Raw genomic sequence first — 25,838 nt, forward strand, 5'->3', positions numbered from 1 at the left:
CTTTCTCCTGCTGAGCGGTGGGATCGCGCAGCAGCCCGGCGACGCGCTGCTGCCGTCGGCGCTGCCGCAGAAGGTCTCCGCCACAGGCGGACTCACGCTGACGCTCGAATCCGCGTTCCGCGCGCACACGCTCAAGGGCGAGAGCTTCGCGTACGTCACCTTCAGCCCCGACGGCAAGACGCTCGCCACCGGGACTTCCGACGGGACGGCGCGCCTGTGGACGCTCGCCGGCGAGCCGCGGCTGCGCGTCGAGAACGGGAACATGGTGTTCAAGGTGCGCTTCGACGCGAGCGGCGAGCGCTTCCTGACCGCGGTCTACGACGGCACCGCGAAGCTGTGGGGCCGCGACGGCAAGCTGCTGCGCACCTACGCCGGGCATCGCTCCGCGGTCACGGACGCGCTCTTCCTCGAGCGCGACGCGGTGGCCACCGGTTCGGACGACGGCGCGGTCGTCGTGTTTGACACTGGCGGGAAAGAGCTTGCGCGCGTGACGCAGCGCGGCGTGGCGCGCAACCAGGCGGCCTCGCCCGGCGGCAAGCAGCTCGCGTGCGGATTCGACAGCGGCGCGGTGCGCGTGACCGACGAACGCGGCAAGGTGCTCCACGCCTTCGAGAGCGGGCAGGGACGCATCAACGATGTCCGGTTCAGCCCGGACGGCAAGCGGCTGCTGACCTCCGGGTTCGACGGCACGGCGCGGCTCTGGACGCTGGACGGCAGGCCGCTGGCCTCGCTCGCGGCGGGCGACGGCGACTGGGTCTACAACGCGCAGTTCAGCCGCGACGGCGCGCTCATCGGCGCGGTCTCCGGCACCGGCCTCATCACGCTCTGGACGGCGGAGGGCAAGAAGCTGGCGGAATTCCGCAGCCCGCACGGGCGCGTGAACAGCATCGACTTCAGCCCGACGGAAGACCGCTTCGCCGTGATCGACCACAACGGCGTGCTGCTGATGTTCGCGTACCAACAGGCTCGATGAAGGAGGCGGCCACGGCCGCCGGGGAGGCTGTCATGTTCACTCGCAGGGAGCTATTCAAGACCGGGTTTGCCGCGCTCGCGGCGAGCCTCAGCATGGATGCGGCGGCCGCCACCACGCAGCGCGCCGCCCCGCGCGAGGCCGGCAGGTTCTGGCCGGAGGGCATCCGGCTGCCGGTCTCGCTCTCGCTGATGTTCGAGGCGGGCGGGCAGCCGCGGCGCGAGCCGCCGACGCCCTTCGGGTATTTCACGCCGCCGCCGGAGTATCCCGACATGCCGACGGTGACCTGGTATCGCTACGGCGACTGCGAAGGCATCCCGCGCATGCTGGACGCGATGGACAAGCGCAACATCAAGCTGACTTCGCACATGATCGGAGCGGCGGTGGAGCGCAATCCGGGACTGGCGAAGGAGATCGTGGAACGCGGTCATGAGGCGGCCGCCCACGGCGCGCGCTGGGACACGCAGTACAAGCTGACCCGCGGCGAAGAGTCCAAGTTCCTGCGGGAGGGCACCGAAACGGTGCAGCGCATCACCGGCAAGCGCCCGATCGGGTTCAACGCTCCCGGGCTGCGCGGAACCGTGAACACGCTCGAGATCCTGGTCGAGCTGGGTTACGTCTACCACATCGACGACGTCAGCCGCGACGAGCCGTTCCTCGTCGAGCTGCGCAACGGGCGAACCATCGTCGTGGTGCCGTACGCCGTCTATCTCAATGACATCCGCGCTTACGAGTCGCGCTTTCTCTCGACCGAGGAGTTCAAGAACGACCTGAAGAACAGCTTCGACTGGATCTACGAAGAAGCCGCGCAGCGGCGGCGCATGCTGGCCATCACCACGCACGACCGCCTGCTGCGGCCCGAGCGGGTGAAGGTGCTGACCGAGTTCCTGGACTACATCCGCACGAAGCCGGGGGTCGCATTCCTGCGCAAGGACGAGATCGCGCGCATCGCGGCGAACGACCCCGGGACCATCCGCGAGAAGTTCGACGACGTGTACCCGGGCGTGCTGTGACGGCGCAGGCGGCCGGGCGGGCCGCGCGCGCCGCTACTTCGGCTCGATCAGCACGATGCGGTGCGCGCCCTGCTCGCCGCCCCATACCTTGCCGCCCCGCCCGTTCATCTGGAGCAGCTGCGAGACCTGCTTGTCGCTCGGCAGGATGACGAACGACTCGGTGGCGGGGTCGAAGCGCAGGATGGAGTTCGACATGAAGTCGGTGATCCAGACCATGTCGTGCTCGTCGACGTAGGTGGAGTAGCCGCGCGGGCCGAGCCCCGGGATCTTGAACGCCGCCCAGGACCTTGCGGCTGGATCGTAACGCAGCAGCTCGCCGAGTCCCCAGGTGGCGAGCCAGAGCCTGCCCTTGGAATCGGACCAGATGCGGCGCGCGCCCGTGGGCGCGGGATGCGGAAGGTCGACGACGGTGAGCCGCCGCGTCCGCGGCTCGATGCCGACGATGTGGTTGAGCGCGAAGTTGGTGAACCAAACCGTGCCCTGCGGCGTCACGGTGATGCCGTACGGCCCGAAGCCTCTGGGCGCGTCCCAGACCTCGACCTTGCCTTCTTTCGGGTCAAGCCGACCGTACTGGCCGTTCTGGCCGGTGAACCAGAGCACGCCGGCCTGGTCGAAGACGCCGGTATTCAGGTTCACGTCGCCGCGCTCCTTGGGCACGCGGAAGAGAGTCATCTTGTGATCGCTGGAGTTCACGCGGATGATGGCGTTCTGGCCGCCGTCCATGACCCAAAGGTTGCCGTCGGGCCCCATGTGGATGCCGTGCGGCGAAGAGCCAGGCCCGAGAGGAAAGAGCTCGTACTTGCCGGTCCTGGGATCGAGCAGGCCGACGGAGCCGTCGAACTGGTTGGAGAACCAGACGGTGCCGTCGGCGGCGGGCGCGACGTCGCGATTCCCCATCCCCGGCTTCACCGGATAGTAAGTCACCTTGAAGTCGGCGGCGGTGACGGCCTTCACCTGGCCGTCCATTTGGGCGACGACAGGCAGCGCGAAGCAGCCGAGAACCACGAGCGCGAGGACGGCGAGGCGGAGGGGCGCGGCAGTCGGAGTGGATGTCATCGTGGTCACCTCAGTCGCAGCCTTCGACCGACACGGTGTAGGAAAATCCGGTGGCGCGCGGCTCGAGCGCGTAGTTCGACTGCACCTTCACGTTGAACATGTTGCCGATCTTTTCGTCCGGGACTTCGCGCGGCATCACCTCGAGCGGACCCCAGTCTTGCGGCGACCCAGCCTTCGGGTAGATGGTCTCGACGACCGGCTCGTAGATGGTGTCGTCGGCGTAGCGCGTGATGAGCTTCACGAGGTAGGGCGCGACGTCGGAGGACATGGGCTGGAGGTGGACCATCACGTACTTGTAGGCGCGCGGCATGAGGAAGTAGGTGTTACCGGTCGGCCCCAGGGCGCCTTCGCGCGGGCCGATCCTTTCGGTGACGACTTTCGTGTCGTCGCTGCGGTGAGAAGGCGGCAACAATTCGCACTTGAGCTGGGCGGCGGGCGGGATGACGTGGGAGCGCGCGGCCGGCGCGACGGAGACGTCAGTGGCGCCGCTGCGCCGCAGCAAGTCCTCGACGAAGCCGGAGTCCTTCATGTCCTCGACGAACGCGGCCAGGTACTTGCGGCCGGCGAGGCCCTTCCCTTTCGGCGTGGCGATGGCCTGGTCGATGTCCATGAAGCTGCCGCGGACCAGCCGCAACTTGGGGTGGCTCTTCACGTACTGCGCGAGCGGGATCTTGATGAAAGCGGCGACCTCGAGCTGGTCGCGCGTGAAAGTCTCGACGACGCTGCTCAGCGACGCGGGCTGGACGCGGATCAACTCAGCGTTCTTCAGCTTGCTCGTGAGGTAGAGGTCGTAGACCGAGCCCTGGCCGACGGCGATGCGGGTGCCGAGGCGGTCGACGTCGGCGAGGGTGCGCACGGGCGAGCCGACGCGCACCATGTATCCACCGTCGAACTCCACGTAAGGCGCGGTGAAGTCGACCGTATCGGAGCGCCGGGGATCGATGGCGAAGAAGCCGATGTCCCAGGTGCCGCCGCCGGCGGAATCGAACTCCTTGCCGGCGCCTTCGAAGATGACGTACTCGAGCGGCACGCCGAGGCGGCGGGCGAGTTCCTGCGCGAGCTCGACGCTGATGCCGTTCAGCTTGCCGGTCGCGGGATCGCGCTGCACCAGCACGGTGTTGACCAGGTTGATGGCGGCGCGCAGCTGTCCGGTGGGCGCCAGGTCCTTCACCGCGGCAGCCGGCGCCGCACTCTGGGCTGCGGCCAGCACGCTCGCTGCCAGCAAGAATGCCGCGACCAAGATCCTACGCATGAGACCTCCCCGGTCCATGTTCACTGCCAGGACTGACTTCGGATAGGGGAGATAGCCTAGAGGCGCGCTCCCCGCTTGTCAAAAACAGATGGGCGCGGCTACTGCTGCTGCAGATCTTCCAATTGCTGTTCGGGCTCGGGCTCTTTCTGCTGCTTCTTCTTGCGGAGGTCGAAGAGGGCGGGCGCGCGCAGTTGCAGCAGGATGGCGTGGCGCGGCGCCCACGCTCCGGCGGTCGTCTTCGAAGTGCGGAACTGGTAGCCGGCGCGAAGCTCCCAACCGCGCGGGATGGTGAAAGCCAGGCCGAGGCGAGTGCGGGCCACAGCGAAGCCGCGGCCGTCCTGCAGGATGAGCTCCTGCCCCGCCCAAGGCGAGACCTTGCCGGTGTCCCAGAGAAACTCGAAGCGCTGGCGCAGGCGGTTGCGCTCGGGCCTGCCGCCGGGCAGGAACTGGTGCTCGTAGAGCGTGCTGCCAACGCCAACCGCGCGCGTCCAAGGGAGCGGGTACGAGAAGCCGGCGTTGACGCCGTGCTGCCAGCCTTCCGTGATCTCGCCGTGGCCGCGCAGGCGCGCCCAGTAGCCGGCGCGCAGGCTCCAGCCGCGTCCGAGCACGAAGCGCGCGGAGCTCGCGCCGCGGCCGATGAAGGTGGAGCGCGGCAGCGGCTCGTCGGTGCGCATCTCGGTGCTCGCCATCCAGAGCCAGCGCTCCGAGCGAACCAGCGGGACCGAGATCTCGCCCCACACGCCCGGCTCCTGCGGCGCGGCGGGCATCGCGCACAGCAGGGCGAGAGTAGCCGCCGCGAGCAGCCGGATGGTCCGAAGCCTGAGCATGGGAGTGCAAGAGGATAACCCATGCGGGCGGCTGCCGGTCGGTCGCGCTTATGCGCTCAAAGACTTCTCCACGATCTCGATGCCGGTCTTACGAAGGAACTCCTCGGGCGATTCGCCGCCGATGAGCACGAAGACCAGGTGGTTCGGGAGGGTGAGCGGCCGGCCGCGCACGTCCAGGTGGACCTGGCCGGCGGTGATGCTGGTGACTCGCGCCCCGGTGAAGATTTGCACGCGGCCCTCGGCGCGCGCGGCTTCCAGCTTCTCGCGGTTGCGCTCGCGCAGACGCGGGAAGTCGTCGCCACGGTGGCAGAGCGTCACGCGGTTCTTCCCGGAGCGGCTGAGGGCGAGCGCGGCTTCCACGGCGGAGTCGCCGCCGCCCACGACGAGCGCGTCGAGATCGTCGTAGCTGTCGGCCTCGATGAGGCGATAGGAGACCTTGGGCAGTTCCTCGCCGGGCGCGCCGAGCTTGCGCGGCGAGCCGCGCTTCCCCATCGCCAGCACCACGTTACGCGCGCGGTAGTCGCCGGTCGCGGTGCGGACGTGGAAGCCGGCAGAGTTGCGTTCGACCGCGAGCACCTTCTCGTTGGTGCGGATCTGCACGCCGGTGTTGCGAATGATCGTCTCCCAGACGGAGAGCAGGGCTTCCTTGGTGCCGTCGCCGACGTAGAGCGTGCCGTAGAGCGGGATCTCGACGGGCTCGGCCATGAGGAATTTCTGCCGCGGATACTGGCGGATGGTGGCGGCGATCTCTCCCTGCTCGAGCGTGAGGTATCGCAGGCCGTGCTGCTGCGCGCTGAGCGACGCGCTCAGCCCAGCCGGGCCGGCGCCGACGATGGCGACGTCGTACATCTCGTCGGAAGCGGGGGCCGGCGCCTTCTGCAGGCGCGCGCGCAGGTGGTCGACCACGAGCTTGCCTTCGTTGATCGCGGTCTTGATGAGCCCCATGCCGCAGAGCTCGCCGACGATGAATACGCCCGGGATGTTGGTCTCGAAGTTCTCGCGCACCAGCGGCACGCGCATGGTCTGGAGCACGCCGCCGAAGGAAAGCGTGATGGCCTGCGTGGGGCAGGCCTCGGCGCACTTGGCGTGCCCGGTGCAGCGCTCGGGATGGCTGAGGATGGCCTTGCCGCCGTCGAGGGCGAGCGTGCCGGTCTCCGGGCAGACGTGGACGCAACTGCCACAGCCGATGCAGAGCGAGGCGTTGATGACGGGCTTCGGCGCGCCCGCCTTGCCCCCCGGGACGGACGCGGTCTGCTGCGGCGCCTGGTGGACGATCCACATCGCCATGGCGGCGCCGCAATGCGGGCAGAAGGCGACGCTTTTCTCCATCGGCTTGGCGCAGCGCGGGCACGGGCGCTGCGGCCTGGGCGGCAGAGCCGCGGCGTGCGGCTTGCCCGCAGTCAGTTTCTTCAAGTAGCCCCGAACGAAGAACAGCGTGAGGGCGCCGGCAAGCAGGAATGCGATCAGGGTGTCCATCAGAAGAACCCGAACAGGACGACGACACCGATATGCAGCAGCGCGAGCACGGCGAAGGAGTAGCTGAACGGACGGTGGACGACGTGCCAGAGGTGAAAGATCTTGTGGGTGCGTTCGAGGAAGGCGATGCGCTTGGAGAGCGCAGAGCACAGGCGCGCGGTGTCGACGATGCGCTCCAGGTCGCGGTCGCCGGTGGCGAACAACCCGCCGAAAGAAAGCAGCGCGCCGCCGAAGCCGAGGGCGCGGCGGCGGAGCCGCGCCACGCGCAGCGGCCGCGCGAGGTCGAGCAGGAACATCTTCGCCACCGCGCGCAGCGCGCCCATCTCGCCGATGGCTCCGGCCGTGGGGACGTCGAAGAGCGGCGCGAGTTCGGCGGGCCGGAAGAGCCGCTGGCCGGCAAGCGCCTGCGTCAGCTCGTCCTGCTGCGTGCGCAGCTCCTTGAGCGAGACTTCCGCAGAGCTGAGCGAGCGCGGGATCTGGGCGTAGATGTAGCGGCCTACGATGCCGGAGAGCGCGACCGCCACCATGATCCAGAACGCGATGCCCGCGATGCCGCGGAACTTGAACGACGAGTGAAAGGCGATGACGAAGGGCGCGGTGAGCCCGAGGACGACGTGGAAGTCGAGCCAGTGGCGCGCCGAGCCGCGGCGCGCCAGCCACGGCACCCGCTTGCGGATGGGGTAGAGGTAGATGAGGAAGAACATCGCGGCGCCCAGCATGCCGAGGCGGATGCCGAGCGGGCCTCCGGGCTTGAGCTGCGCGTGCTGCGGCGAGAACGGGCGCTCCGCCCAGCTGGTGAGGTAGTAGGAGCGTCCGTAGGCGGCGAGCGCGGCGACCAGGAGCACGGCGGCGACGGTCGCCAGGAACAGGCGGCGGCGGTGCCAGCGCTCCGGGTCGACGCGGAACTGCGCGTAGCCGGCAAGACTGAGCGGTGTGTTCACTTCTTCTTCCTTCTGGCCGGGACCTGCGCGGCCGGCGGCCGGCCGAGCGCGTCGTCCGCGACGGCCTGCTGGGTATCGACCATGAAGCTCTTGTAAGCGTCGAAGCGATGGGTGTTGCGCCAGTGCTGGCGCTGCGTCTCGACCTCGATGACGGCTTCCGCGGGCAGCGGATAGGCGCGCGGCCAGGCCGGCAGCCGCACGTTCGCGTAGCTGATGTCGGCGCGCAGCGAGCGCAGGCCGATGTCGCGCAGGTCGTTGGCGAGCGTGGCCTGGATGCGCGCGACCAGGCCGGTGTCTTCGTCGAGCCAGGCGTCGCCCTGGAGCGCGAGCGGATACTCGCGGCCCCGCAGCGCGAGCGCCACCGGCGTGCGCGCGCCTGGGATGGCGGTGAAGCGCAGGCGCGTGAGCCGGCGGCCGTCGACGAGTTCCTGGCCGGCTTCTTCGAACTGAAAGCTGGCGCGGTAATACGGATGGAAGATGAGGAACAGCGTGGAGAAACCGTTGGTCATGAGCAGCGAGACGTTGTTGCGCGGCTTGCGGGCGGGGTCCTGCGGCAGGCGCGACTCGCTGAGCAGCAGGTCGTCGGCCGCGCCCTGGAGCAGGATGAGGTAGTTGTAGTCCGCCTGCTCGCTCGCCTGCACCTTGCCGTTGCGACCGAGCTTGAGCTGCGTGACGTGCTCGGTGCAGGTAACGTTCGAGACCTGCTCGAGATAAGCGTTCACCTGGCGGCTGGTGCGGTCCACGAGCCGCTCGACGGCGGGCGCTTCTCCGCGCGCGAACAGAGGCGCGAGTAGAAGCGCGAGACAGCCGGCGGCCAGCCGCCTAAGGCTTCGCGGCATCACGCACCTCCTTGCGGCCGTCGTGCTTGCGGTTGTCGAAGCGGTAGCCGATCATCGCGTGCCACTGGGTGTAGTCCTGCACCACGCCGCGCGAGAGCGTGAAGCCGCCTTCGAGGAAGTAACGCGCGCCGAGGTTCACGTCGGCGCGCGCGTTGAGGAAGCGAGCGCCGTTGTCCACCGAGAACGGCGAGACGAACGACTGCGTGCCGACCTGCACCTCGCCCGTCAGGTTCTCGCCGAAGGTGCGCGAGAGCGAGAAGGTGCGGTAGGAGCCCTGGGCGAAGGAGCTGTCGAAGCGCGAGTAACGGAAGTCGGCGCGCAGGCCGGTCTTCCAGATCTGCGCCACGCTCACGCCGAGCATGTTGTTCCAGGAAGGCCGCGCGTCGTTGCTGTTGTTGCTGTGCCCCACGGCACCGTAGACGCTCACGTGATGGGGCAGCTCGACGCGCGCCCCGACGTTGAAGCCCTGGAACAAGACTTTGTCGAGCAGGCCGGTGCCGACCAGTTGCGGGTCGAAGCGGGGGACGTCGCGGAAGTAGTTGTGGCTGAAATCGAAGGTGACGCGCGGATGCGCCTGCACGCGCAGCGTGAAGAAGCTGCGCGAGAGGCCGGCGCCGGCGGGCGGCTGGCCGGCCGCGGTCCGCGGAGAGTCGAGCTGGAAGGAGTGGAAGAGCGAGACGCGGTTCTGGAAGGTGAGCGAGTTCTCGCCGAACGCGAACGGCCGGTCGATCTTCCAGCCATCGGTGACGATGCCCAGGCCGAAGGTGGAAGTGTAGTGGGTCTTTTCGTAGCTGCCGCCGTCGAAGCTGACGAACGAGCCGGCGATGCGCCGGTTGAAGTCGTAACCGGAGACGGCGGGGTCGAGCGAGATGCCGGCGAAGATGCCCGCGGTCGCGCGCGGCGAGAGGCGGCGGCCGAAGTAGCCGCCGTCGATGGTGTCGAGGCTGCTGGCCCACGGCAGGTAGAGGCGGCCGAAGCCCATCACCCAGCTGGAGCCGGGATTGTCGTAGGTGAGCGCGAGGTGATAGGTGCGGTCGATGAGTTCCTGCAGCGTCGCCTGCGAGTTCGAGGTGCGCGAATCCAGGCGGCCGCGCCAGTAGCCACGCAGGTTCCAGTAGGTGCCGTTGATGCGGGTGACGTCGGCGCGGAGCACCATGCCGAAGCTCGACGAGCTGGCGCCGCTGGCATTGTGCAGCGTGCTGTAGTCGAAGCCGACCCGGCCGCGCGCCTGGTTGATCTCCGGCAGCGGGGGGCGCGGGACCTCCTCGCGCGCTTCTTCGTCGAGCGGGTCGCCCTCGGAGAAGCTGACCACGGCGGGATACTGCCGCGTGTTGCTCAGGGTGCGGCGGGTGACGAGCGCTTCGACCTCGTCGCGCGGGAGCGTCGCGAAGTCGCCGGCGACCAGCTGGCGGGTGGCGGACTCGATCTCGCAGACGGCCGAGGTCGCGGCGACGCTCGCGACTTTCAGGCGCGCGACGATGGGTGCTTCGTCGTCGGGGACGTCGGATGAGGCGCTCGCCGGCGCGGCCGAGGACGGCGAGACCTTCACCACCAGCTTCATGCCCTCGCTAAGGCCGGCGTTGCGGCCGCCTTCCAGGTAGACGGCATCGCCGGTGACGTAGCGAACGCGGAAGCGCACTCGCATCGGCTCCTCCGGCGACTGGGCGAGCGCCGCCGTGGAGAGCAAAGTCAGGAAGAGGATGGAGAGCGAGCGCATGTCAGTCGGCGGTCCCGTTGCGATGGCAGGTGTAGCAACTGGTCGGGGTGTAGGAGTATCCGCTGACGCCGGTGTGGTGCGGATCGGTCTGGGCGCGGTCGTGCGTGTGGCACGTGATGCAGGAGAAGACGGCGAAGTTCGACGAGTTGGTGTGGCAGTCGGCGCAGCTCGTCCACTTGCCGGCGTGCGTCCCGCTGTAGATGGGGAACCAGGTGTGGTTGAAGGTGGCGCCCGACCAGGTCGTGGTGTTGTGGCACGTCTGGCAGGTGGTCGGGAAGGCAGCGGCGACGTGGTTGGGGTTCGTGGTCGAAGTGAAGGCCGCCTTGTGGCATGCGTAGCAGTCGGTCGGCGTGCCGGCGAACTGGTTGTTGATGTGGCAGCTCGTGCACGGCGTGTTGACGTGCGCTCCCGTAAGCGTGAAGCCGGTGAGGCTGTGATTGAACGAGGCCGGCGTCCAGGCCGAGGTCGAGTGGCAGACGGCGCAGTCGGTGGGGAAGCCGGCCGCCTTGTGGTTCGGGTTGGTGGTGGCGTCGTACTGCTTCTGATGGCACGAGGAGCAGGCCGAGCTCAGGCCGCTGTAGTTGCCGTTCACGTGACAGGTGGCGCACGTGAGGTTGCTGTGCGCGCCGGTGAGCGCGAAGCCGGTCTTGCTGTGGTCGAAGGAGGCGGGCGTCCAGGCGGTGGTCGCGTGGCAGATGGAGCAGTCTTTCGGGAAGCCCGCGGTGACGTGGTTCGGGTTGGTGGTCGCGTTGTAGTCCTTGAGGTGGCAGGACGCGCAGTCGGTCGGCGTGCCGCTGAAGTTGCCGTTGGCGTGGCAACTGTTGCAGTTCAGGTTGGCGTGGCCTCCGGTGAGCGGGAAGCTGGTGAAGCGCGCGTGGTCGAACTTCGCGTCGAGCCAGGTGGCGGTGCTGTGGCAGATGGCGCAGTCCTGCGGGAACTTCGCCTGCACGTGGTTGGGATTGGTGGTGGCGTTGAACTCCCTGGCGTGGCAGGCGAAGCAGTTGGCGGGCGTGCCCTTGAACCTGTTGTTGACGTGGCAGGCCGCGCAATCGAGCGTGGCGTGCGTGCCCGTGAGGGCGAATCCGGTGAAGCGCAGGTGATCGAACTTCGCGCCCAGCCAGGTGTCCATGGAGTGGCACGCGGTGCAATCGGTCGGGAAAGCGCTGTGGTCGACGGGCGCGCTCTTCGCGTCCTTGGCGTGACAGGAGTAGCAGACCGTGCTGAGACCGGGGAAGACGCCGGCAGCGGCGCTCTTGTGGCAATCGCCGCACTGCGCGGTGGAGTGCCCGCCGGTCAGCGGGAAGCGGTTGAAGTGCTTCTGGATGTCGTCGATGGAGACGCGCCAGCCGTTGACGGTGTGGCAGCGCTCGCAGCTCTTGCCGTTCTGTCCGCGATGGATGTCGGCGTGGCAGGCGGAGCAACTCTTGCCCACGTCGGTGAAGACCAGGCTGGCGTGGCACTGCATGCAGCCGACCTTGGCGTGCATGCCACGCAGCGGATAGCGCGTCTTGTCGTGATCGAACTCGGGGATGGCGCGGATCGGCTTCCATCCCGTAAAGGTGTGGCAGTTCTCGCAGCGGATGGCAAGCGGCCCGTGCGGGCTGCGCACCGAGGCGCGCGGGATGCCGCCGCGCTCCTGCGCGCGCAGCGCGAGCCCCGCGCAACCCAGCACGGCGACGATCGTCACGAACGCGAGCGCTAGCCGGCGCATGTGTCCCTTCCCACCCGGCGTATGGAATGCAATCCAGCAGCCAGACTGCCGGGGCCATGGACCTTCGAGTCGTTCTGCCTGAGATCCATCACTTCCCTCACGAGCCACCGGCGACGGCGCCGTTGCCGTGGCAGACGTCGCAACGGACCGGCGTGGGCTTGTAGAACAGGACCTGCTCGCCCTCGATCTCGCGGCGCAGGACGTGGCAGCGCTTGCAGGCGACGTTCTCGTGCGCGCCCTTGAGCGAGAAGGCGAACTTTTCGTGGTCGATGAGCGACGGCCGCCACTTCATCGCGGTATGGCACTCGGCGCAGCGGGTCACGCGGCCGGCGCCGGCGAACTGCGCGCCGTGCGGGTCGGCGTGGCACTCCTCGCATTGCGAGGGCGCGGCGCGGAAATCCACCGCGAGCAGCTTGCGCTCCAGGTTCGGCGGGCGGTGGCACGACTCGCACGCGACCGCGCGGTGCGCACCGGCGAGCGCGAACTTGGTCGAGCCGTGGTCGAAGCGGACCAGGTCGTTCCACGCCTTGGTCGAGTGGCAGGCTTCGCAGCCGGCGGCCTTGCCGTCCGCGGCGATGCGCAGCATGCGCGCGGCGAATTGCCCCTTGTGGGGATCTTCGTGGCAGGTGGTGCAGTTGAGCGAATCGAAGTGGTAGGCGGCGACCTCCAGCTTGCCGCGCGGCTTGTGGCACTCCATGCAGGCGACGGCGCGATGTGCGCCCGTGAGCGGGAACCTCCCCTGGTCGTGGCGCACGAGCGTGAAGCGCGTGAGGTGGAAGCTGCGCTCGTCGTGGCACTGCTCGCAGCGGTTCAGCAGCGGCGCGGCGGCGAACTGCGCGCGATGCGCGTCGGCGTGGCAGTCGAGGCACTGGCCGAACTTCACCTTGAAGCGCGTGGCCTTACCGGCGGGGGCGTGGCACTTCGCGCACGCGACGGTGGCGTGCGCGGCGCGCAGCGGGAAGCCGGTGCGGTCGTGCTCGGCGAGCGCGAACTTCGCCGGCTTGAAGCCCTCGACGGTGTGGCAGCCCTCGCAGGCGGCGCCGCCGGCGCGGGCGACGAACTGTCCGCCGTGCGGGTCGGGCTTGTGGCAGCTCGCGCAGGTGTCGTGCGCGATGGGCGTCTTGAAGTCGGCGGCGCGGTGGCAGCTCTGGCAGCCGACCTGGAGGTGCTTGCCGAGCAGCGGAAAGCCGGTCTTGCCGTGATCGAAGCGCGCGACGAAGCTGGTCTGTTTCCATCCGCCGGTGGAGTGGCAGGACTCGCAGGTCTGCTGCGCGAAGGCGGCCTTGTGCGGATCGCTGTGGCAGGCGGAACAGCGGTCGAAGCGCAGGCCGGTGTAGCGGATGGCGCCGTCCGGGCCGGGCGTGTGGCAGCTCTCGCAACGCACCTGGAGGTGGTCGCCCGTGAGCGGATAGCGCGTCTTCGCGTGGTCGAAGCGCGGCTTCCAGGTCTGCTCGCCATGGCACTGCAGGCAGTTCGCGCCGAGCTGTCCCTTGTGCTTGTCCTCGTGGCAACTGGTGCAGGTGCGCGACAAGCCGAGGAAGCTGTGTGCAGGATTCTTCAGCAGAGACCGCTCGGCGGCGACGATGCGCTGCGTGTTGTGGCACTGCGTGCAGTCGAGCGCTGCGTGCTTCCCTTCCAGGTTGAAGCCGGTGGTGGCGTGCTGGAAGGCGCGCTGGTCCCAGTGGATGACCGCGAAGTCCTCGCCGTTGTGCTCGGAGTGGCAGTGGATGCAGGCCTTGCTGTCGGCGCCCACGGGGACGTAGCCGGCGTGCAGGCCGCGGCGCTGCTCCAGCCGCACGGCGATCTCGCGATGGCAGTCGAGACAGCGGAACTTTGCTGCGCCCGCGGAAACGGCGTGACACTGCGTGCAGCCCGCCGGTCCGCCCAGCGCTCGATGAGCCCGGGAAAGCGGGCCCGGCGAGAGCTGGGCAGCAGCGGGCAGCGACAGCACACACAGGAGCCCAAGGGCCAAGCCGGGGAGAACTCCTGGGTGACCCAGCCATTTCGCGGCGCACACGATTCCCTGCCGCGTGGGCGCGAAGAGACTGCCCGCCACTCGGCTGTGATGTCGAGATGCAGTACCGGTCGCCAACGAGGTCCCCTGGCCTGGTACTCGAGTAAAGGCAGTCCGGCTGCCAAAGTGACCGGGGAAAAGTGGCGGTTATGCGCGGGGAAAATGACGCGCGGGTCGAGCAGCTGGGTCCGATGAACCCAGGTTGGGGCCGGGAAAGGCCCAGCTAGTCGGGGTCCTCCGGCTTCTCGGTTCCCTGGCGCTCGGAGTCGCGCTCTCCACGCTCTGACTCGCGACCGGGGGTGCGCCGCTGATCGTCGTCGAACAGATAGCTGCGGTCCGGGCGTTCCGGCAACTGGTCGCGCTGCACGGTGGTGTGGAAGCCGGGGCGCAGCAACACCGGCCGATCGGGCGCGAGGAGCGACGCGACGGCGACGAGCCCGTCATGGACCTCGACGCGGGTCTTCCCTTTCTCGTTCACCGAGACATCGAACTCGGTGCCGCGCACGGTGATGACCGCTGTCGGAGTGCCCATGCGGAACGAAGGCGCGCTGCCGGTGCGCTTGCGGACCTTGGCGTACACACGGCCGAGCAGCAGGTCGATGAGGCGCGCGAGGGCGCCTTCAGGAGCCTTCACGACCACGCGGCTGTTCTTGCGGATGAGGACCTGGGAGCCGTCTTCGAGATGAAGCAGGGCGCTCCCCTTGCGGATCTCGAGGATGGTCTCGGGCGCGAGCACCTGGCCGCGCTGCGGCTTGGCGGCGGCGGCGTTGGGCGGCTGCACGGTCACCTCGCCCTTGATGTCGTCGATGGTCGCGGAGCCCGCGACGAGTGTTGCGGGTTCGGGGGTCTGGGCCGCGGGCAGGCCCGCGGCGAGCAGCACCACGAGCGCGACGAAAAGCGCGCGTATCGGTCTCATGCGATTCCTTTCGCGGCGAGCGCGACGGCTAGCGGCAGCCGGATCTCGAACAGCGTCTCGCCGCGCATGGTGGCAGCACGCACCGTGCCGCCATGCTGTTCGAGGATGCGTTGCACGAACGTGAGTCCCAGCCCGGTGCCGGGCGCGGCGCTCTCCGCCGCGGCGGTGCGGTAAAACGGGTCGAAGAGGCGCGGCACCAACTCGGGCGGGATCTCGCGGCCGCGGTTGTAGACGCCGAGCACGGCGTCGTCGCTCTCATGCGAGCAGACGATGCGGATGTCGGTGCCGGGATCAGCGTACTTGAGCGCATTGCTCACCAGGTTCAGCACCGCGCCGGAGAGCAGCGAGACGTCGCCCCGCACCGTGCAGGCGGCGGAGACGGCCAGCGAGAGGCGCATCCCGGCGGAATCGGCGAGCGGTTGCAGCAGGTCCACGATGCGCTGCGCTACCGCGCCGAGCGACACTTCTTCCAGCCGCAGGGGACGCGCGCCGGTCTCGAGCCGCAACACGTCGAGGTAGCTGTTGATGAGCTCGAGCAGGCGGCGCGACTCGAGCAGGATGGTCCCGGGCGCCGAGGCCGCCGCCGGGACCCCAGGATGCTCGAGCATCAGCTGCGCGAATCCCTGGATGGCGACGAGCGGCGTGCGCAGCTCGTGCGTGACGAAGCCCAGCGCCTCGGCGCGCGCGCGGTCGCGCTCCAGCCGCGTGCGCAGGCTAGCCAAGCGCACGATAGTGCCGCCCGCCGGCGAGAGCGTGGTGGGCAGCATCGGCACGAGGTGCAAGGCGTAGAGTTCGTCGCGCACTTCGACTTCGGCCTCCGTGACGCCGGCTCCCAGCGCGAGCTCCGCGCGCAAGCGGGCAAGGTCCAGCGGCGGCTCCTGCGGGAAGGCGGCGGCGAACGCGCGATTGCGGAGCAGGAGCTCTCCCTGCGGGTCGAAGACCGCGACCGGGTCGGCGGTGGACTCCAACAATGCCTGGTGCAATTCGTAGGCCGAGCCCAGCTCGATCTGCAGCCGACGCAGCACCGCCAGCCGCCAGAAGAGGTCGTTGGGATGCCGGCCGGCAGGCTTGGCATGGCGCGCTTCCAGCCAGCGCTGCAGCTCCTCGAGCTGGCGCGCGACGCTGCGCTCCACCACCAGGAGGTCGGCGCTGTAGGCCAGCAGCGGCCCGAGCACGATCGCGAGCAGCGGCGCCCCGAAGGAAAGCAGGCGCGAGCCGAACAGGAAGACCCCGAGCCCGAACAGGTAGAACGCGGCGGTGGCGGCCGCGAGCGCCGGCAAGACACGCCACCCGACCGCGTGGCGCGAGAGCGTGACGATCGTCAGGCAGGTGGCGAACAGGAACAGCGCGTTCACCCACCACGGCAGGTCGAACAGGGAGCGCCCGGTGAGGATGCCGTCGAGCATCTGGGCGTGGACCTCGACGCCGGGCGTGGGCAGCTCGCCGCTGAAGGGAGTAGCGATGCGGTCGCCGAGCTCGGTGGGGCCGAAGCCGACCAGCACCGTGCGGTCGCGCACCGCCCCCAGGTCTGCGCCTTCCAGCACGGCGGCGGCGGAGATGCGGTGGAAGTCGGCGCGGCGGTAGGCGATGGGCACCAGTACCGGCTGCGCGATGGCGATCGAGCCGGGCGATTCCCGCTCGGCGATGCCGTAAGCGCGCAGGTAGCGCCCCGTGCGCGCGGGGTCGGCGAGGCGCGCGACCTCCACGGGAAAGGCCCAACGCGCGCCTTCGGGCGTGAGCTGCAGCGGCGGGAAGCGGCGGCAGACACCGTCGAGGTCCAGCACGGCTTGCGCGTGCCCGACGGCGGCGTGCTCCGCGAAGGCCGGCAGAGGCTCGATCCAGCGAGGCCCGTCGGGAAAGCGGCCGATCTTGTCCACCAGCACGGCCGTGCCGCCACTGCGCGCCAGCGCCGCGGCGAGCGCGCGGTCGGCTTCCGGGGTCTGCGGCTCGGCCAGCAGAATGTCCAGTCCGATGACGCGCGCGCCGGCGATGTGGATCCTTTCCGTCAGCTCAGCGAGCCGGGTGCGTGACCACGGCCAACGGCCGTAGCGCTGCAGGCTGTCGTCGTCGATGAGGACGAGCACGACCGGCGAGCGCTGCGGCGGCTGCGGCGCGGCGCGGAAGTAGGTGTCGTCGACGCGCAGCTGCCACTCGCGCGCCAGCGGCAGCAGGCTGAGCGCGCTTACCAGCAGGAAGAGCGATACCGCCAGGATGAGGTCGCGCCTTCCGGTGCGGCGTCGCGGGAATCGGCGGGTGGCGGCCATCAGTGCTTTTCCGGGGAATGCAGGTCGATGCCCAGGCGGCGGGCCTTCTTGTAGAGCGTCTTGCGCTCGACTCCGAGGCGGCGTGCCGCCTCCGACTTGTTGCCGCGAGATTCCGCGAGCACGCGCGCGATGTGCTCGCGCTCCATCTCCAGCAGGCGGTCGGGGCGAGGCGCTTTCGGGGACAGCGCGGCGGGCTCCTGCAGCCGGGCGGCCTCCCGCTCCACGTCGGCGCTGGTGATGCGCCCGGTGGCAGCGAAGACGGCGAGGCGATGGATGGTGTTCTCAAGCTCGCGCACGTTGCCGGGCCAGTCGAGGGCGGCGAGCCGCTCGACCGCGGCGGCTTCGATGCTGACGTTGCGCTCGTTGCGCTCGTTGAACTGCTGCAGGAAGTGCCGCACCAGCAGCGCGACGTCTTCGCGGCGTTCGGCGAGCGCGGGCACCTCGATGTGGACTGCGTTGAGGCGGTAGTAGAGGTCCTCGCGGAATCGACCCTCGCGGATGCATGCGAGCATGTCGCGATTGGAGGCGGCGAACACGCGGACGTCGACCGGGATGAGGCGGCTCGAGCCGACGCGCCGCACCTGCTGTTCCTGGATCACGCGCAGCAGCTTGCCCTGAAAGCTGAGCGTGGTGTCGGTGATCTCGTCGAGGAAGAGCGTTCCCTGGTCGGTGGTCTCCACCAGCCCCTTGTGGATGGCGGCGGCGCCGGTGAACGCGCCCTTCTCGTGGCCGAAGAGCTCGCTCTCGAGCAGCGTCTCGGTGAGCGCACCGCAGTTGACCGCCGTGAACGGGGCGCGCGCGCGGCGCGAGTGCTGGTGGATGGCGCGCGCCACGAGCTCCTTGCCGCTACCGCTGGGCCCGGTGATGAGCACGTGCATGTTGCTGGGCGCGACGCGCGCGATGATCTTGTAGACCTCGAGCATCTTGGGGCTCTTGCCGATGATGGCCGAGCCCTGCGGACCCGCCTCCGGCACGACGGTCGCGGCCGCGCGGCGGCGGCGATAAGCGCCGGCGCTCTCGCAGACCGCGCGCAGCTGCTCGAGCGAAAGCGGCTTGGCGACATAGTCGATGGCGCCTTCGGCGGTGGAGCGCGCCGCCGTCTCCACGCTGATGTGCGCGGTCATCACGACGCAGTAGAGGTCGGGCTGGATGGAGCGCAGGCGGCGCACCAGGTCGAGCCCGCTGACGTCACCGAGGTACACGTCGATGAGCGCAAGGTCGACCTCGTTCGCAGCGAGGAATTGCTCCGCCGGCGCGGGGCGCAGGAAGTCGTGGCAGTCGTGCCCCTCGGCGGTGAGCGCCGCCTTGATGTAAGCGCACGTGTTCGGCTCGTCGTCGACGAGCAAGACGCGCAGGGCACGCATCAGTTTTTCGCAGTCCTTTTCATAACTGTACTCTCGCGCGCACGAGAGTGCGGCGTACCGTCGGACATGCCCGAGCGGACGATGCGCGGTGTGTGGTGAAACGCAACAGTCCGTTTGGTCCGCCGCTTGCTTACAGACAAGCAGTCCAATGGCCACAACTCTGCCAGCCCCGAACCTTTCTTGCTGTGACCGCTATCACCCGCCGTTCGAAGGCCTGAAACGCGGGACGCCGACGCGCTGCTACGCGCCAGGCGCGTTGCTGTTCCACGAGGGGGCTGGCGCGCGCGGCGTGTACCTGCTGGCGAACGGACGGGTGCGGCTGACCGTCGGCTCCTCCGCCGGAAAGATGCTGATCCTGGGAACGGCGCGGCCGGGCGAGCTGCTGGGCGCCAGCGCGTGCCTGGCCGGGCAGGCGCATGCGACCAACGCGCAGGCGCTGACGGCGTGCGAGGCGCGCTTTCTCGCGCGCGAGGATTTCCTGCGCCTGGCGCAGAGCGACCATGCGTTCTGCCTGGCGCTGACGCGGTCGCTGAGCGAGGGCCTGCACGACGCGTGCCGCGGCCTGAGCCTGCTCGGGCTCTCGCGCAGCGCGGAGTCGCGGCTGGCCGGCGTGTTGCTGCGGATGCTGGAGGAGCGCGGCGGCGCGCGGCCGGCAAGCGCCGAGCTGCGGCTCACGCACGAGGCGATGTCACAGATGATCGACAGCTCACGCGAGACGGTTTCGCGGGTGCTCTCGCGCCTGCGGCGTGCCGGCGCCATCCGGACCGTCGGGACGAGGCTGACCGTCTGCGATCCCGCCTACTTGCACCGGCTGGCGAATGGCGAGCGCGGTTCGGGGAGCGTCCTACGTGGGACCAAGGAACTGGCCGCCATCGACGCGCAGGACCTGGCCGGTCACGCGCTTGCCGGCAGGCCCGCATAGATAAAGGACCGCGGAGGCGATGTCCTCGGGGTCGAGGAAGCTGCCGACCAGGCTTTCGGCGAGGGCGGCGTCGCGGATCTCCTGCGGCACCTTCTCGGTCAGCGGCGTGCGCACCCAGCCGGGCTCGATGACGTTCACCAGGATGCCGAAGCGGCCTGTCTCGCGCGCCACCGATTTCGCCATCCCGATGAGGCCGGCCTTGCTGGCGGAGTATGCGGCCGTGCCGAACTTGCCGCGCGAGCCGTTGATGGAGCCGATGAGCACCGCGCGGCCGCTGTTTCTCTGGCGCATGTGGGGGATCGCGGAACGCAGCAGGAGGAAGGCGCCGCGCAGGTTGACCGACTGTACGAGATCCCAGTCTTCCGGGGTGAGCTTCCACACGACCGCGTCGCGCGAGATGCCGGCGGCGTGGACGGCGATGTCGAGGCGGCCGTGCTGCTTGGCAACGTGCTCAACGGCCGCGGTGACCGAGGCTTCGTGGCGGACGTCGCAGTGCACGTAGGGGAGCTTCGCGGGCGGCGCGGCGAGATCCAGCGAATACGCGGTCGCGCCGGCCGCGGCGAGCGCTTGCACGATGGCGGCGCCGATGGCGCCCGAGCCACCGGTGACGATCGCGACTTGTCCCGCCAGTTCCTGCGGCATGGGCGTCAAAGATAAATCAGTCGAGGGCTTCGGCCATCGACTTCTTGTACCAACGCGGCTCGCGCTTCTCCAGGAAGGCCTGGATGCCTTCGACGGCATCGTGGGCCGCCATCAGCTCCTCGAGGTACATACCTTCGCAGTGCGGCAGGTCGTAGTCGACCGCGTGCAGGACGAGAGTGCGCGCGGCCAGCGCGGCGTAGCGCAGGCCCGTGGCCGAGCGCGGGACGAAATGCGTCTCGAGATGCGTGCCGACCAGGTCTTCGAGCCCGCCCGCGGGCGCGACCGCGGCGACCAGGCCCATTGCAAACGCGTCGTGCGCGGAGCAGCTCTCGCCCGTCAGCAGCAGCGTGGCGGCGCGCGAGGCGCCCACGCGCACCGGCAGGATCGCCGAGGCCGCCGGCGCGAATACGCCCAGCTTGATCTCGGGCGCGGCGAAGACGGCGGTGTCGTCGGCGAGGATCAGGTCGCAGGCCAGTGCCAGCTCGAAGCCGCCGCCCAGGCACTGGCCGTGTACGGCCGCGAGCACCGGGGCCGGCATGCGCACGATGCGCCCGATGAGCGCGTGCAACGCCGCGAGCGTTTCCGCGATGTGCTCCGGCAGATGCTCCTGCACGCTGGCGCCGAAGCTGAAATGCGGCCCCTCGGCGGCGAGCACTACGGCGCACAGCTCGCGCTGCGCGCAGCGGTCAAGGGCGGAGAACAACTCCGCGATCATCGCGCGGTCCACGATGTTCGCCTTGGGCGCGTTCAGCGTGATGCGCGCCGTGCGCTCGGCTTCGTTGAACTCCAGGCGGACCTTGCTGTAGCTCGTGGTCTCGGTCATTTTCCCGCCCCGGCCGGCGCCTTGGCGGTCCAGGGCGCGATCTCGGCGATGAGCTCCTCGCTCCAGCGCGCGCCCTCGGCCAGCCGCTGCCGCAGCTTGATGAAGTCGGCTTCGCGGTGGTCGCGGTCGCCGTGGTGGAACGCACGGAAGCCGGCGTTGGCCTCGGTCATCATGTTGAGCGCGAGCCAGGCACGGTTGGTCTCCTTGTTGCGGTCCCAGTGCTCGAGCTTGTGCTTGCGCAGGCTCTCGATGGTCTTTGCCAGGCAGTCGGGCATGGTGTAAAGCAGCTGCGTGCAGAGTCTCTCCACCGCCTCGTCGAGCAGCGCGAGGTCGACGGTGCAGCGTGCCAGCGTCTTCTTCCCTTCCTCTTTCGCCGCGCCGGTCCTGAAGTCGCCGAAGACGAAGCGGCCGTACTCGTCGAGCGTGCGCTCGCTCACGACCAGCGGGTTCGGGAGCCAGGCGCCGTCCAGGCGCGCCGCCGGGACGATCTCGGTGAGCCCGCCGAGCCAGTAGAACTTGTGCGCGCTCCACGGCTCGCACAGCGTGCCGGAGTACATCGCGCGCTCCATCCCGACGAACAGCGGCAGGAAGTCGGTGGAGCCGCCGTCGGGCGCGGAGCCGTGCCGCGGGCCGGCCTGGCCGAAGACTGCGAGGTCGCTGGCGACGGAGAAATCGCATGCCATGCCGATCTCCTGGCCGCCGCCGACGCGCATGCCGTTCACGCGGCAGATCACGGGCTTGTCGCAGGCGAGCACGGCCGAGACCATGTCGTTGAACAGCCGCATGTACTGGCGGTACTCCTGCGGCGCGCCGGCGTAGACCTCGGCGTACTCGCGCGTGTTCCCGCCGGTGCAGAAGGCGCGCGTGCCGGCGCCGGTGAGCACCACGCACACCGCGGCGCGATCGTTCGAGGCTTCGCGCAGCGCGAGGATGATCTCCTTGATCATCTCGGTCGTGTAGGCATTCAGCTCGTCGGGATTGTTGAGCGTGATCCAGACGTTGTGCAGGCCGGCGACGGGCTTGCCGGCGCGGTCGCGCGCGGGCCTGCGTTCCACCAGGATGTGTTGCGGCGTGAACGCCGCGGTGAGGTTGTGGTCTTTCATGGCTTGCCTCCGTTGCGCGAAGGTTTCAGGATGACGCGGCGGGTGAGCGCGTGATGTGCGACTGCCTCGAGCACTTGCGGGGCCTCGTCGAGCGGATGCGACTCGACGTAGGGCGCGAGCGCGACCTTGCCATCGAGCACGAGCTGCAACGCCGCCGGATACTGCTCCGGCGGGCAGCCCCAGTTGCCGCGCGCGGTGGCGTCGAGCGCCATCAGGTTCGAAAGCCGCAGCTCGGCTTTCTTCGGCGTGAAGCCGACCACGGCCAGGTAGCCCCCGAAATCGAGCAGGCTGAATGCCGTCTGCTGGCCGGCCGGGGTGCCGCTGGTCTCGAAGACTTTCGTGCCGATGCCGCGCTTGCCGCTCTCTTTGGCGAAGGCGCGCACGCGCTTCTTCAATTCTTTCTCGTCCAGCTCGCGCGCGTTGACGGCGAGCGACGCGCCGTGCTGCGCAGCGAGCGCGAGCCGGTCCGGCTCGACGTCGACCGCGACGACGGCCGCGCCACGCGCGGCGGCGATCTGCACGCCGAATCCGCCGACGCCGCCCACGCCGACGAAGACGGCAACGTCATCCGCGCTCAGTCCGGAGCGCCGGATCGCTTCGTAGGGCGTCGTCACGGCGTCCGCAACCACCGAGAGCATCTCGGCGGTCACGCCGGACGGCAGTTGTTCCGGCACTTCGCACAGCCCGCGCGCCGAGACGCGAACGTGCGTGGCGAAGCCGCCGTGGCCGTCGTTGCCGGGCATGAATTGTTTGGCGCAGATGGTCGGCCGCCCCGCCAGGCAGGCGGGACACTTGCCGCACGGGATCACCGCCGGCACGATGACGCTCTTTCCCATCCATCGCGCGGCGAGTTCGCCGGTCTCGACCACGCGGCCGCTGATCTCGTGCCCGAGCACGAGCGGCAGCGCGTGGCGCGTCGGCACGCCGTCGTAAGCGAAGCCGACGTCGGTGTGGCAGACGCCGCAGCCCGCGACTTCGATGACCACCTCGTCGGGCGCGGGCGCGAGCGCGAGCTCGCAGCGCGCGAGCGCAGCGCCGACCGCGGTCAGCTCATACCCGTAGGCCGGCTGCATGCGCTCCCTCCGTGTCTCTCGCCAGCAACCGCCGCGCGCCCAGGAGCGCCGCGCCCAGCGCGCAGACGTATTCGCAATCCGGCGGCACGTCGACCTTCACGTTCAGCCGCTCTTCGAGCGCCTTGACGATGCCGCCCTGGAGCGCGACGCCGCCGATGAGCGCGATGCGGTCGCGCATGCCGACGCGCCGCAGCAACGCGCCGGCGCGGTCGGCGAGCGATTCGTGGATGCCGCGGAAGATGTCTTCAACCGTGACGCCCGCCGAGACGTGATTGATGATCTCGCTCTCCGCCAGCACGGCGCAGACGCTCGAGATGGGTTGCGAGTGCCGCGAGGCCAGCGACGCCTCGCCCACCGTCTCCAGCGGGACCTCGAGATACTTGGCCGCCCGCGCGATGAACATGCCGGAGCCGGCCGCGCACTTGTCGTTGCTCTTGAACAGCTTCACCTTGCCGCCCACGGTGGAGATGGCGCGAGTGGACTGCGCGCCGACATCGAGCACGCACTCCGCCTGGGGCAGGAGGTGATGCACGCCGCGCGCGGCGCTGGTGATCTCGGTGATCTGGATGTCGCGGAAGCCGACGCTGTACCGGCCGAAGCCGGTGGTCGCGATGTAATCCACGTCCTCGCGGCGGAGCTGGCCGCTGACCACGGCGGTGCGCAGCGCTTCTTCCGCCGCCGCGTCGGCGTTCACGCCGCTCTTCACCCGCGCCTTGCCCAGGATGTGCGGCGTGCCGCCCGGCGACTGGCCGATGACCAGCGCCTTGGTGAACCCGGTACCGCAATCAATTCCCGCGATGACTCGCATATTCCTTCGTCCACCCCATCTCGAAGCTGTCGTCCATCTTCTCGAGCGCGAACAGCGCCGCGCCCACCGCGCCCATGAAGTGCGCGTCCGGAGTCACGTTCATCTTCGCGCCCAGCACTTCCTCGAGCGCGTGCACCATGCCGACGTTGCGGGCCACGCCGCCCGTCATGGTGATCTCAGGCTCGATGTTCACGCGGCGCGCCAGCGAGAGCGTGCGCTTCGCGATCGCCAGGTGGACGCCGCCCAGGATGTCGGCGGGCTTCTTGCCGTTCGAGAGATAGGAGAGGATGTCGGCCTCGACGAAGACGGTGCAGACGGTCGCGATCTTCACCGGGCGCCGGGCCTCGAGCGCCAGCGGGCCGATCTCGTCGAGCCCGATGCCGATGACCTCCGCGGCGTTGGCGAGGAAGCGGCCAGTGCCGGCGGCGCACTTATCGTTCATCACGAAGTCGAGCACCTCGCCGTTGGCGCCCACGCTGATGGCCTTGGAATCCTGCCCGCCCATGTCGATCACGGTGCGCGTGCCGGGACACAGGAAGCTGGCGCCGCGCGCGTGGCAGCTGATCTCGGTCATCTGCGCGTTGCCGAAGCTGATCTTGTAGCGGCCATAGCCGGTGCCGACCACGAACCCCACGTCGCCCGCCTTGATGCCGGCCTCCGCGCAGCACAGATCGAAGGCGCGCTCGGCGGCCTTCTGCACGTTGGCGCCGGTGTCGGTGAGTTTGCGCGCGATGATCTGGCGCCCGCCGTTGTCCGCCAGCAGCACGGCCTTGGTCTGCGTGGAGCCGACGTCTACGCCTGCGGCAATACGCATAGTTGCGCTCCCTTCTTCGGCTCCGCCTTGGCCCGGGGGTGCGCCTTGGAGTGCTCGAGCGCCTCGAAGAAGGCGTCGATGCGGTTGCGCGTCTGTGCTTCGGCGAAGTAGCGCGGGTCCTCGAGGTCGCTCTCGATGTAGAGCGTGGGCACTCCGAGCTGCTTGGAGAAGTAGTCGCGCATGTCGCCCTGTCCGGCGGAGAACAGCCGGCAGCTCTTCACGAAGTGGATGATCACGCCGTCGGCCTTCCACTCCTCCATGTAGCGCTGCATCTGGTCGTAGCGCTGCAGCATGTTCCGGTTGGTCACGTTCTGCGCGATCATGTGCATCGCCACCGATTCGAAGGGCTGGGCCGGGTCGTGCCGAAAGCCGAACTCCCACAGCCCACCGACGGTCGAGTAGGTGGAGGCCACCGCGGTCGCCTGCCACTTCGCAAACATGTCGCGGAAGGTGCGGAAGTAGGGATACGGCGGCGGCCCTTCCATCACCAGCCGGAAGCGCTCGCGCTCGTAGATGCCCTCGCCGGCAAAGCGCTTGGCTTCGAGCTCGGCCAGCGCCTGCGCGAAGAAGTCCACGCCTTCCTGGGTCGCGCGATACACATAGAGCGGCCCCATCAGCGTGATGGCGTCGAAGTAGGCGTCAAACGGCGACGGCGTGACCTTGGCAAGGTGCTTGATGCGGGACCACAGCTCCTCGGAGCGCGCCGAGCACTCCACCGCGTGGCGGAAGCGGTCGGGATCGAACTTGCGCCCGGTCAGCTTCTCCAGCAGCGCGACCAGCTCCTGCAGCTGCTTCACGACATAGGCCACGTCCTCCTTCGAGGGCTCGGCGGTGCGCAGGAACGGGACGTCGATCACGTAGAGCGGCGCGCCGGTGAACTTGGCCACGTGCTCGAACCACTTGAGGTAGGTGTTGCATCCGACGAAGTTGCACAGCACCAGCGTCGGCTTCTCGGGCAGGCGCGTGCCGGTCGGCGTGATGCCCTTCAGCAGGCAGCCGATATCGGCTTTGACGTAGGCGCAGTTGTCGGCCGCGTAGCCCATCTCCTCGGCCGCGAGGATGGGGTCGAGCGACTGGTGGCGGATGGCCAGCTGCAGCGCGTTGACCTCGGGGTAGATGGGCACGATGCCGAAGGCCTCGAGCAGCTCGACGCAGTTGCCCGAGACCATCAGCGAGCAGGTCTTGGGCTCGCCGCCTTCGGCGGCTTGCTCGAGCCGCGCGTACCAGTCGAGCATCAGCTGCTTCTGCCGCTGGTGGATGTTGCCGCGATATTCGCTCTTCTCCGCCATCCTG

At 69.1% G+C, this 25,838-nt stretch carries 22 protein-coding genes; 3 read left to right on the plus strand and 19 right to left on the minus strand.

Annotated features, from left to right (window positions below; genetic code table 11):
- Both VLA96_14065 and VLA96_14070 read left to right on the plus strand, forming a co-directional pair.
- Positions 1–973 (plus strand): WD40 repeat domain-containing protein (locus VLA96_14065; protein ID HSE50327.1); only part of this gene is annotated, 973 nt, incomplete at its 5' end.
- Positions 974–1,005: 32 nt separating this feature from the next.
- Positions 1,006–1,983 carry a polysaccharide deacetylase family protein gene (locus VLA96_14070; GenBank protein ID HSE50328.1) on the plus strand — a complete coding sequence of 326 codons (978 nt, stop codon included), beginning with the start codon at positions 1,006–1,008 and terminating at the stop codon, positions 1,981–1,983.
- A gap of 33 nt (positions 1,984–2,016) precedes the next feature.
- Here VLA96_14070 and VLA96_14075 read toward each other — a convergent pair whose 3' ends face one another.
- From VLA96_14075 to VLA96_14130, 12 genes are all read right to left on the minus strand, one after another.
- Entirely contained in the window at positions 2,017–3,039 is a 1,023-nt protein-coding gene (locus VLA96_14075; GenBank protein HSE50329.1) for a hypothetical protein, read from the minus strand.
- Positions 3,040–3,049: 10 nt separating this feature from the next.
- A complete protein-coding gene (locus VLA96_14080) occupies positions 3,050–4,291 on the minus strand; it encodes a transporter substrate-binding domain-containing protein (GenBank protein ID HSE50330.1) in 1,242 nt (413 codons plus the stop codon).
- Between the two features lie 98 nt (positions 4,292–4,389).
- Positions 4,390–5,118 (minus strand): DUF2490 domain-containing protein, encoded by a 729-nt coding sequence (locus VLA96_14085; GenBank protein HSE50331.1) that lies wholly within the window; start codon positions 5,116–5,118, stop codon positions 4,390–4,392.
- A gap of 48 nt (positions 5,119–5,166) precedes the next feature.
- Positions 5,167–6,594, minus strand: a complete 1,428-nt coding sequence (locus VLA96_14090; protein ID HSE50332.1) for an NAD(P)-binding domain-containing protein — start codon at positions 6,592–6,594, stop codon at positions 5,167–5,169.
- Entirely contained in the window at positions 6,594–7,535 is a 942-nt protein-coding gene (locus tag VLA96_14095) for a hypothetical protein (protein HSE50333.1), read from the minus strand. Before VLA96_14095 ends, VLA96_14090 begins: the two co-directional genes overlap by 1 nt.
- The gene (locus tag VLA96_14100) at positions 7,532–8,374 is read right to left on the minus strand and encodes a hypothetical protein (protein HSE50334.1); all 843 of its coding nucleotides are present in this window, start codon (positions 8,372–8,374) and stop codon (positions 7,532–7,534) included. Before VLA96_14100 ends, VLA96_14095 begins: the two co-directional genes overlap by 4 nt.
- A complete protein-coding gene (locus VLA96_14105) occupies positions 8,358–10,091 on the minus strand; it encodes a hypothetical protein (protein ID HSE50335.1) in 1,734 nt (577 codons plus the stop codon). The genes VLA96_14100 and VLA96_14105 overlap by 17 nt, the downstream gene beginning before the upstream one ends.
- A gap of 1 nt (position 10,092) precedes the next feature.
- The gene (locus VLA96_14110) at positions 10,093–11,802 is read right to left on the minus strand and encodes a hypothetical protein (GenBank protein ID HSE50336.1); all 1,710 of its coding nucleotides are present in this window, start codon (positions 11,800–11,802) and stop codon (positions 10,093–10,095) included.
- A gap of 97 nt (positions 11,803–11,899) precedes the next feature.
- Complete coding sequence (locus tag VLA96_14115; protein ID HSE50337.1) at positions 11,900–13,774, minus strand: hypothetical protein; 1,875 nt, start codon at positions 13,772–13,774, stop codon at positions 11,900–11,902.
- Positions 13,775–14,039: 265 nt separating this feature from the next.
- On the minus strand, positions 14,040–14,732 hold the full coding sequence (locus VLA96_14120; protein ID HSE50338.1) for a FecR family protein: 693 nt from the start codon (positions 14,730–14,732) through the stop codon (positions 14,040–14,042).
- Positions 14,729–16,996, minus strand: a complete 2,268-nt coding sequence (locus VLA96_14125; GenBank protein ID HSE50339.1) for a CHASE2 domain-containing protein — start codon at positions 16,994–16,996, stop codon at positions 14,729–14,731. The genes VLA96_14120 and VLA96_14125 overlap by 4 nt, the downstream gene beginning before the upstream one ends.
- Complete coding sequence (locus VLA96_14130) at positions 16,996–18,360, minus strand: sigma-54 dependent transcriptional regulator (GenBank protein HSE50340.1); 1,365 nt, start codon at positions 18,358–18,360, stop codon at positions 16,996–16,998. The genes VLA96_14125 and VLA96_14130 overlap by 1 nt, the downstream gene beginning before the upstream one ends.
- A gap of 148 nt (positions 18,361–18,508) precedes the next feature.
- On the opposite strand from VLA96_14130, the gene VLA96_14135 reads away from it, so the two are divergent.
- A complete protein-coding gene (locus VLA96_14135) occupies positions 18,509–19,282 on the plus strand; it encodes a Crp/Fnr family transcriptional regulator (protein ID HSE50341.1) in 774 nt (257 codons plus the stop codon).
- Here VLA96_14135 and VLA96_14140 read toward each other — a convergent pair.
- From VLA96_14140 to VLA96_14170, 7 genes are read right to left on the minus strand one after another with little or no spacing between them, the layout of a single operon-like run.
- Positions 19,205–19,924 (minus strand): SDR family NAD(P)-dependent oxidoreductase, encoded by a 720-nt coding sequence (locus VLA96_14140; GenBank protein HSE50342.1) that lies wholly within the window; start codon positions 19,922–19,924, stop codon positions 19,205–19,207. The two genes, VLA96_14135 and VLA96_14140, sit on opposite strands and share 78 nt — an antisense overlap.
- A gap of 16 nt (positions 19,925–19,940) precedes the next feature.
- Positions 19,941–20,747 carry an enoyl-CoA hydratase/isomerase family protein gene (locus tag VLA96_14145; GenBank protein HSE50343.1) on the minus strand — a complete coding sequence of 269 codons (807 nt, stop codon included), beginning with the start codon at positions 20,745–20,747 and terminating at the stop codon, positions 19,941–19,943.
- The gene (gene oah, locus VLA96_14150; protein HSE50344.1) at positions 20,744–21,850 is read right to left on the minus strand and encodes a 6-oxocyclohex-1-ene-1-carbonyl-CoA hydratase; all 1,107 of its coding nucleotides are present in this window, start codon (positions 21,848–21,850) and stop codon (positions 20,744–20,746) included. The genes VLA96_14145 and oah overlap by 4 nt, the downstream gene beginning before the upstream one ends.
- Positions 21,847–22,923 carry a 6-hydroxycyclohex-1-ene-1-carbonyl-CoA dehydrogenase gene (had, locus tag VLA96_14155; GenBank protein HSE50345.1) on the minus strand — a complete coding sequence of 359 codons (1,077 nt, stop codon included), beginning with the start codon at positions 22,921–22,923 and terminating at the stop codon, positions 21,847–21,849. The genes oah and had overlap by 4 nt, the downstream gene beginning before the upstream one ends.
- A complete protein-coding gene (locus tag VLA96_14160) occupies positions 22,901–23,731 on the minus strand; it encodes an acyl-CoA dehydratase activase (GenBank protein ID HSE50346.1) in 831 nt (276 codons plus the stop codon). Before VLA96_14160 ends, had begins: the two co-directional genes overlap by 23 nt.
- Positions 23,709–24,545, minus strand: a complete 837-nt coding sequence (locus VLA96_14165; protein ID HSE50347.1) for an acyl-CoA dehydratase activase — start codon at positions 24,543–24,545, stop codon at positions 23,709–23,711. Before VLA96_14165 ends, VLA96_14160 begins: the two co-directional genes overlap by 23 nt.
- A complete protein-coding gene (locus VLA96_14170) occupies positions 24,524–25,834 on the minus strand; it encodes a 2-hydroxyacyl-CoA dehydratase family protein (GenBank protein ID HSE50348.1) in 1,311 nt (436 codons plus the stop codon). The genes VLA96_14165 and VLA96_14170 overlap by 22 nt, the downstream gene beginning before the upstream one ends.
- Between the last annotated feature and the right edge of the window lie 4 nt (positions 25,835–25,838).

The sequence above is a fragment of the Terriglobales bacterium genome, from assembly GCA_035457425.1.
Taxonomy (GTDB): domain Bacteria; phylum Acidobacteriota; class Terriglobia; order Terriglobales; family Acidobacteriaceae; genus JACPNR01.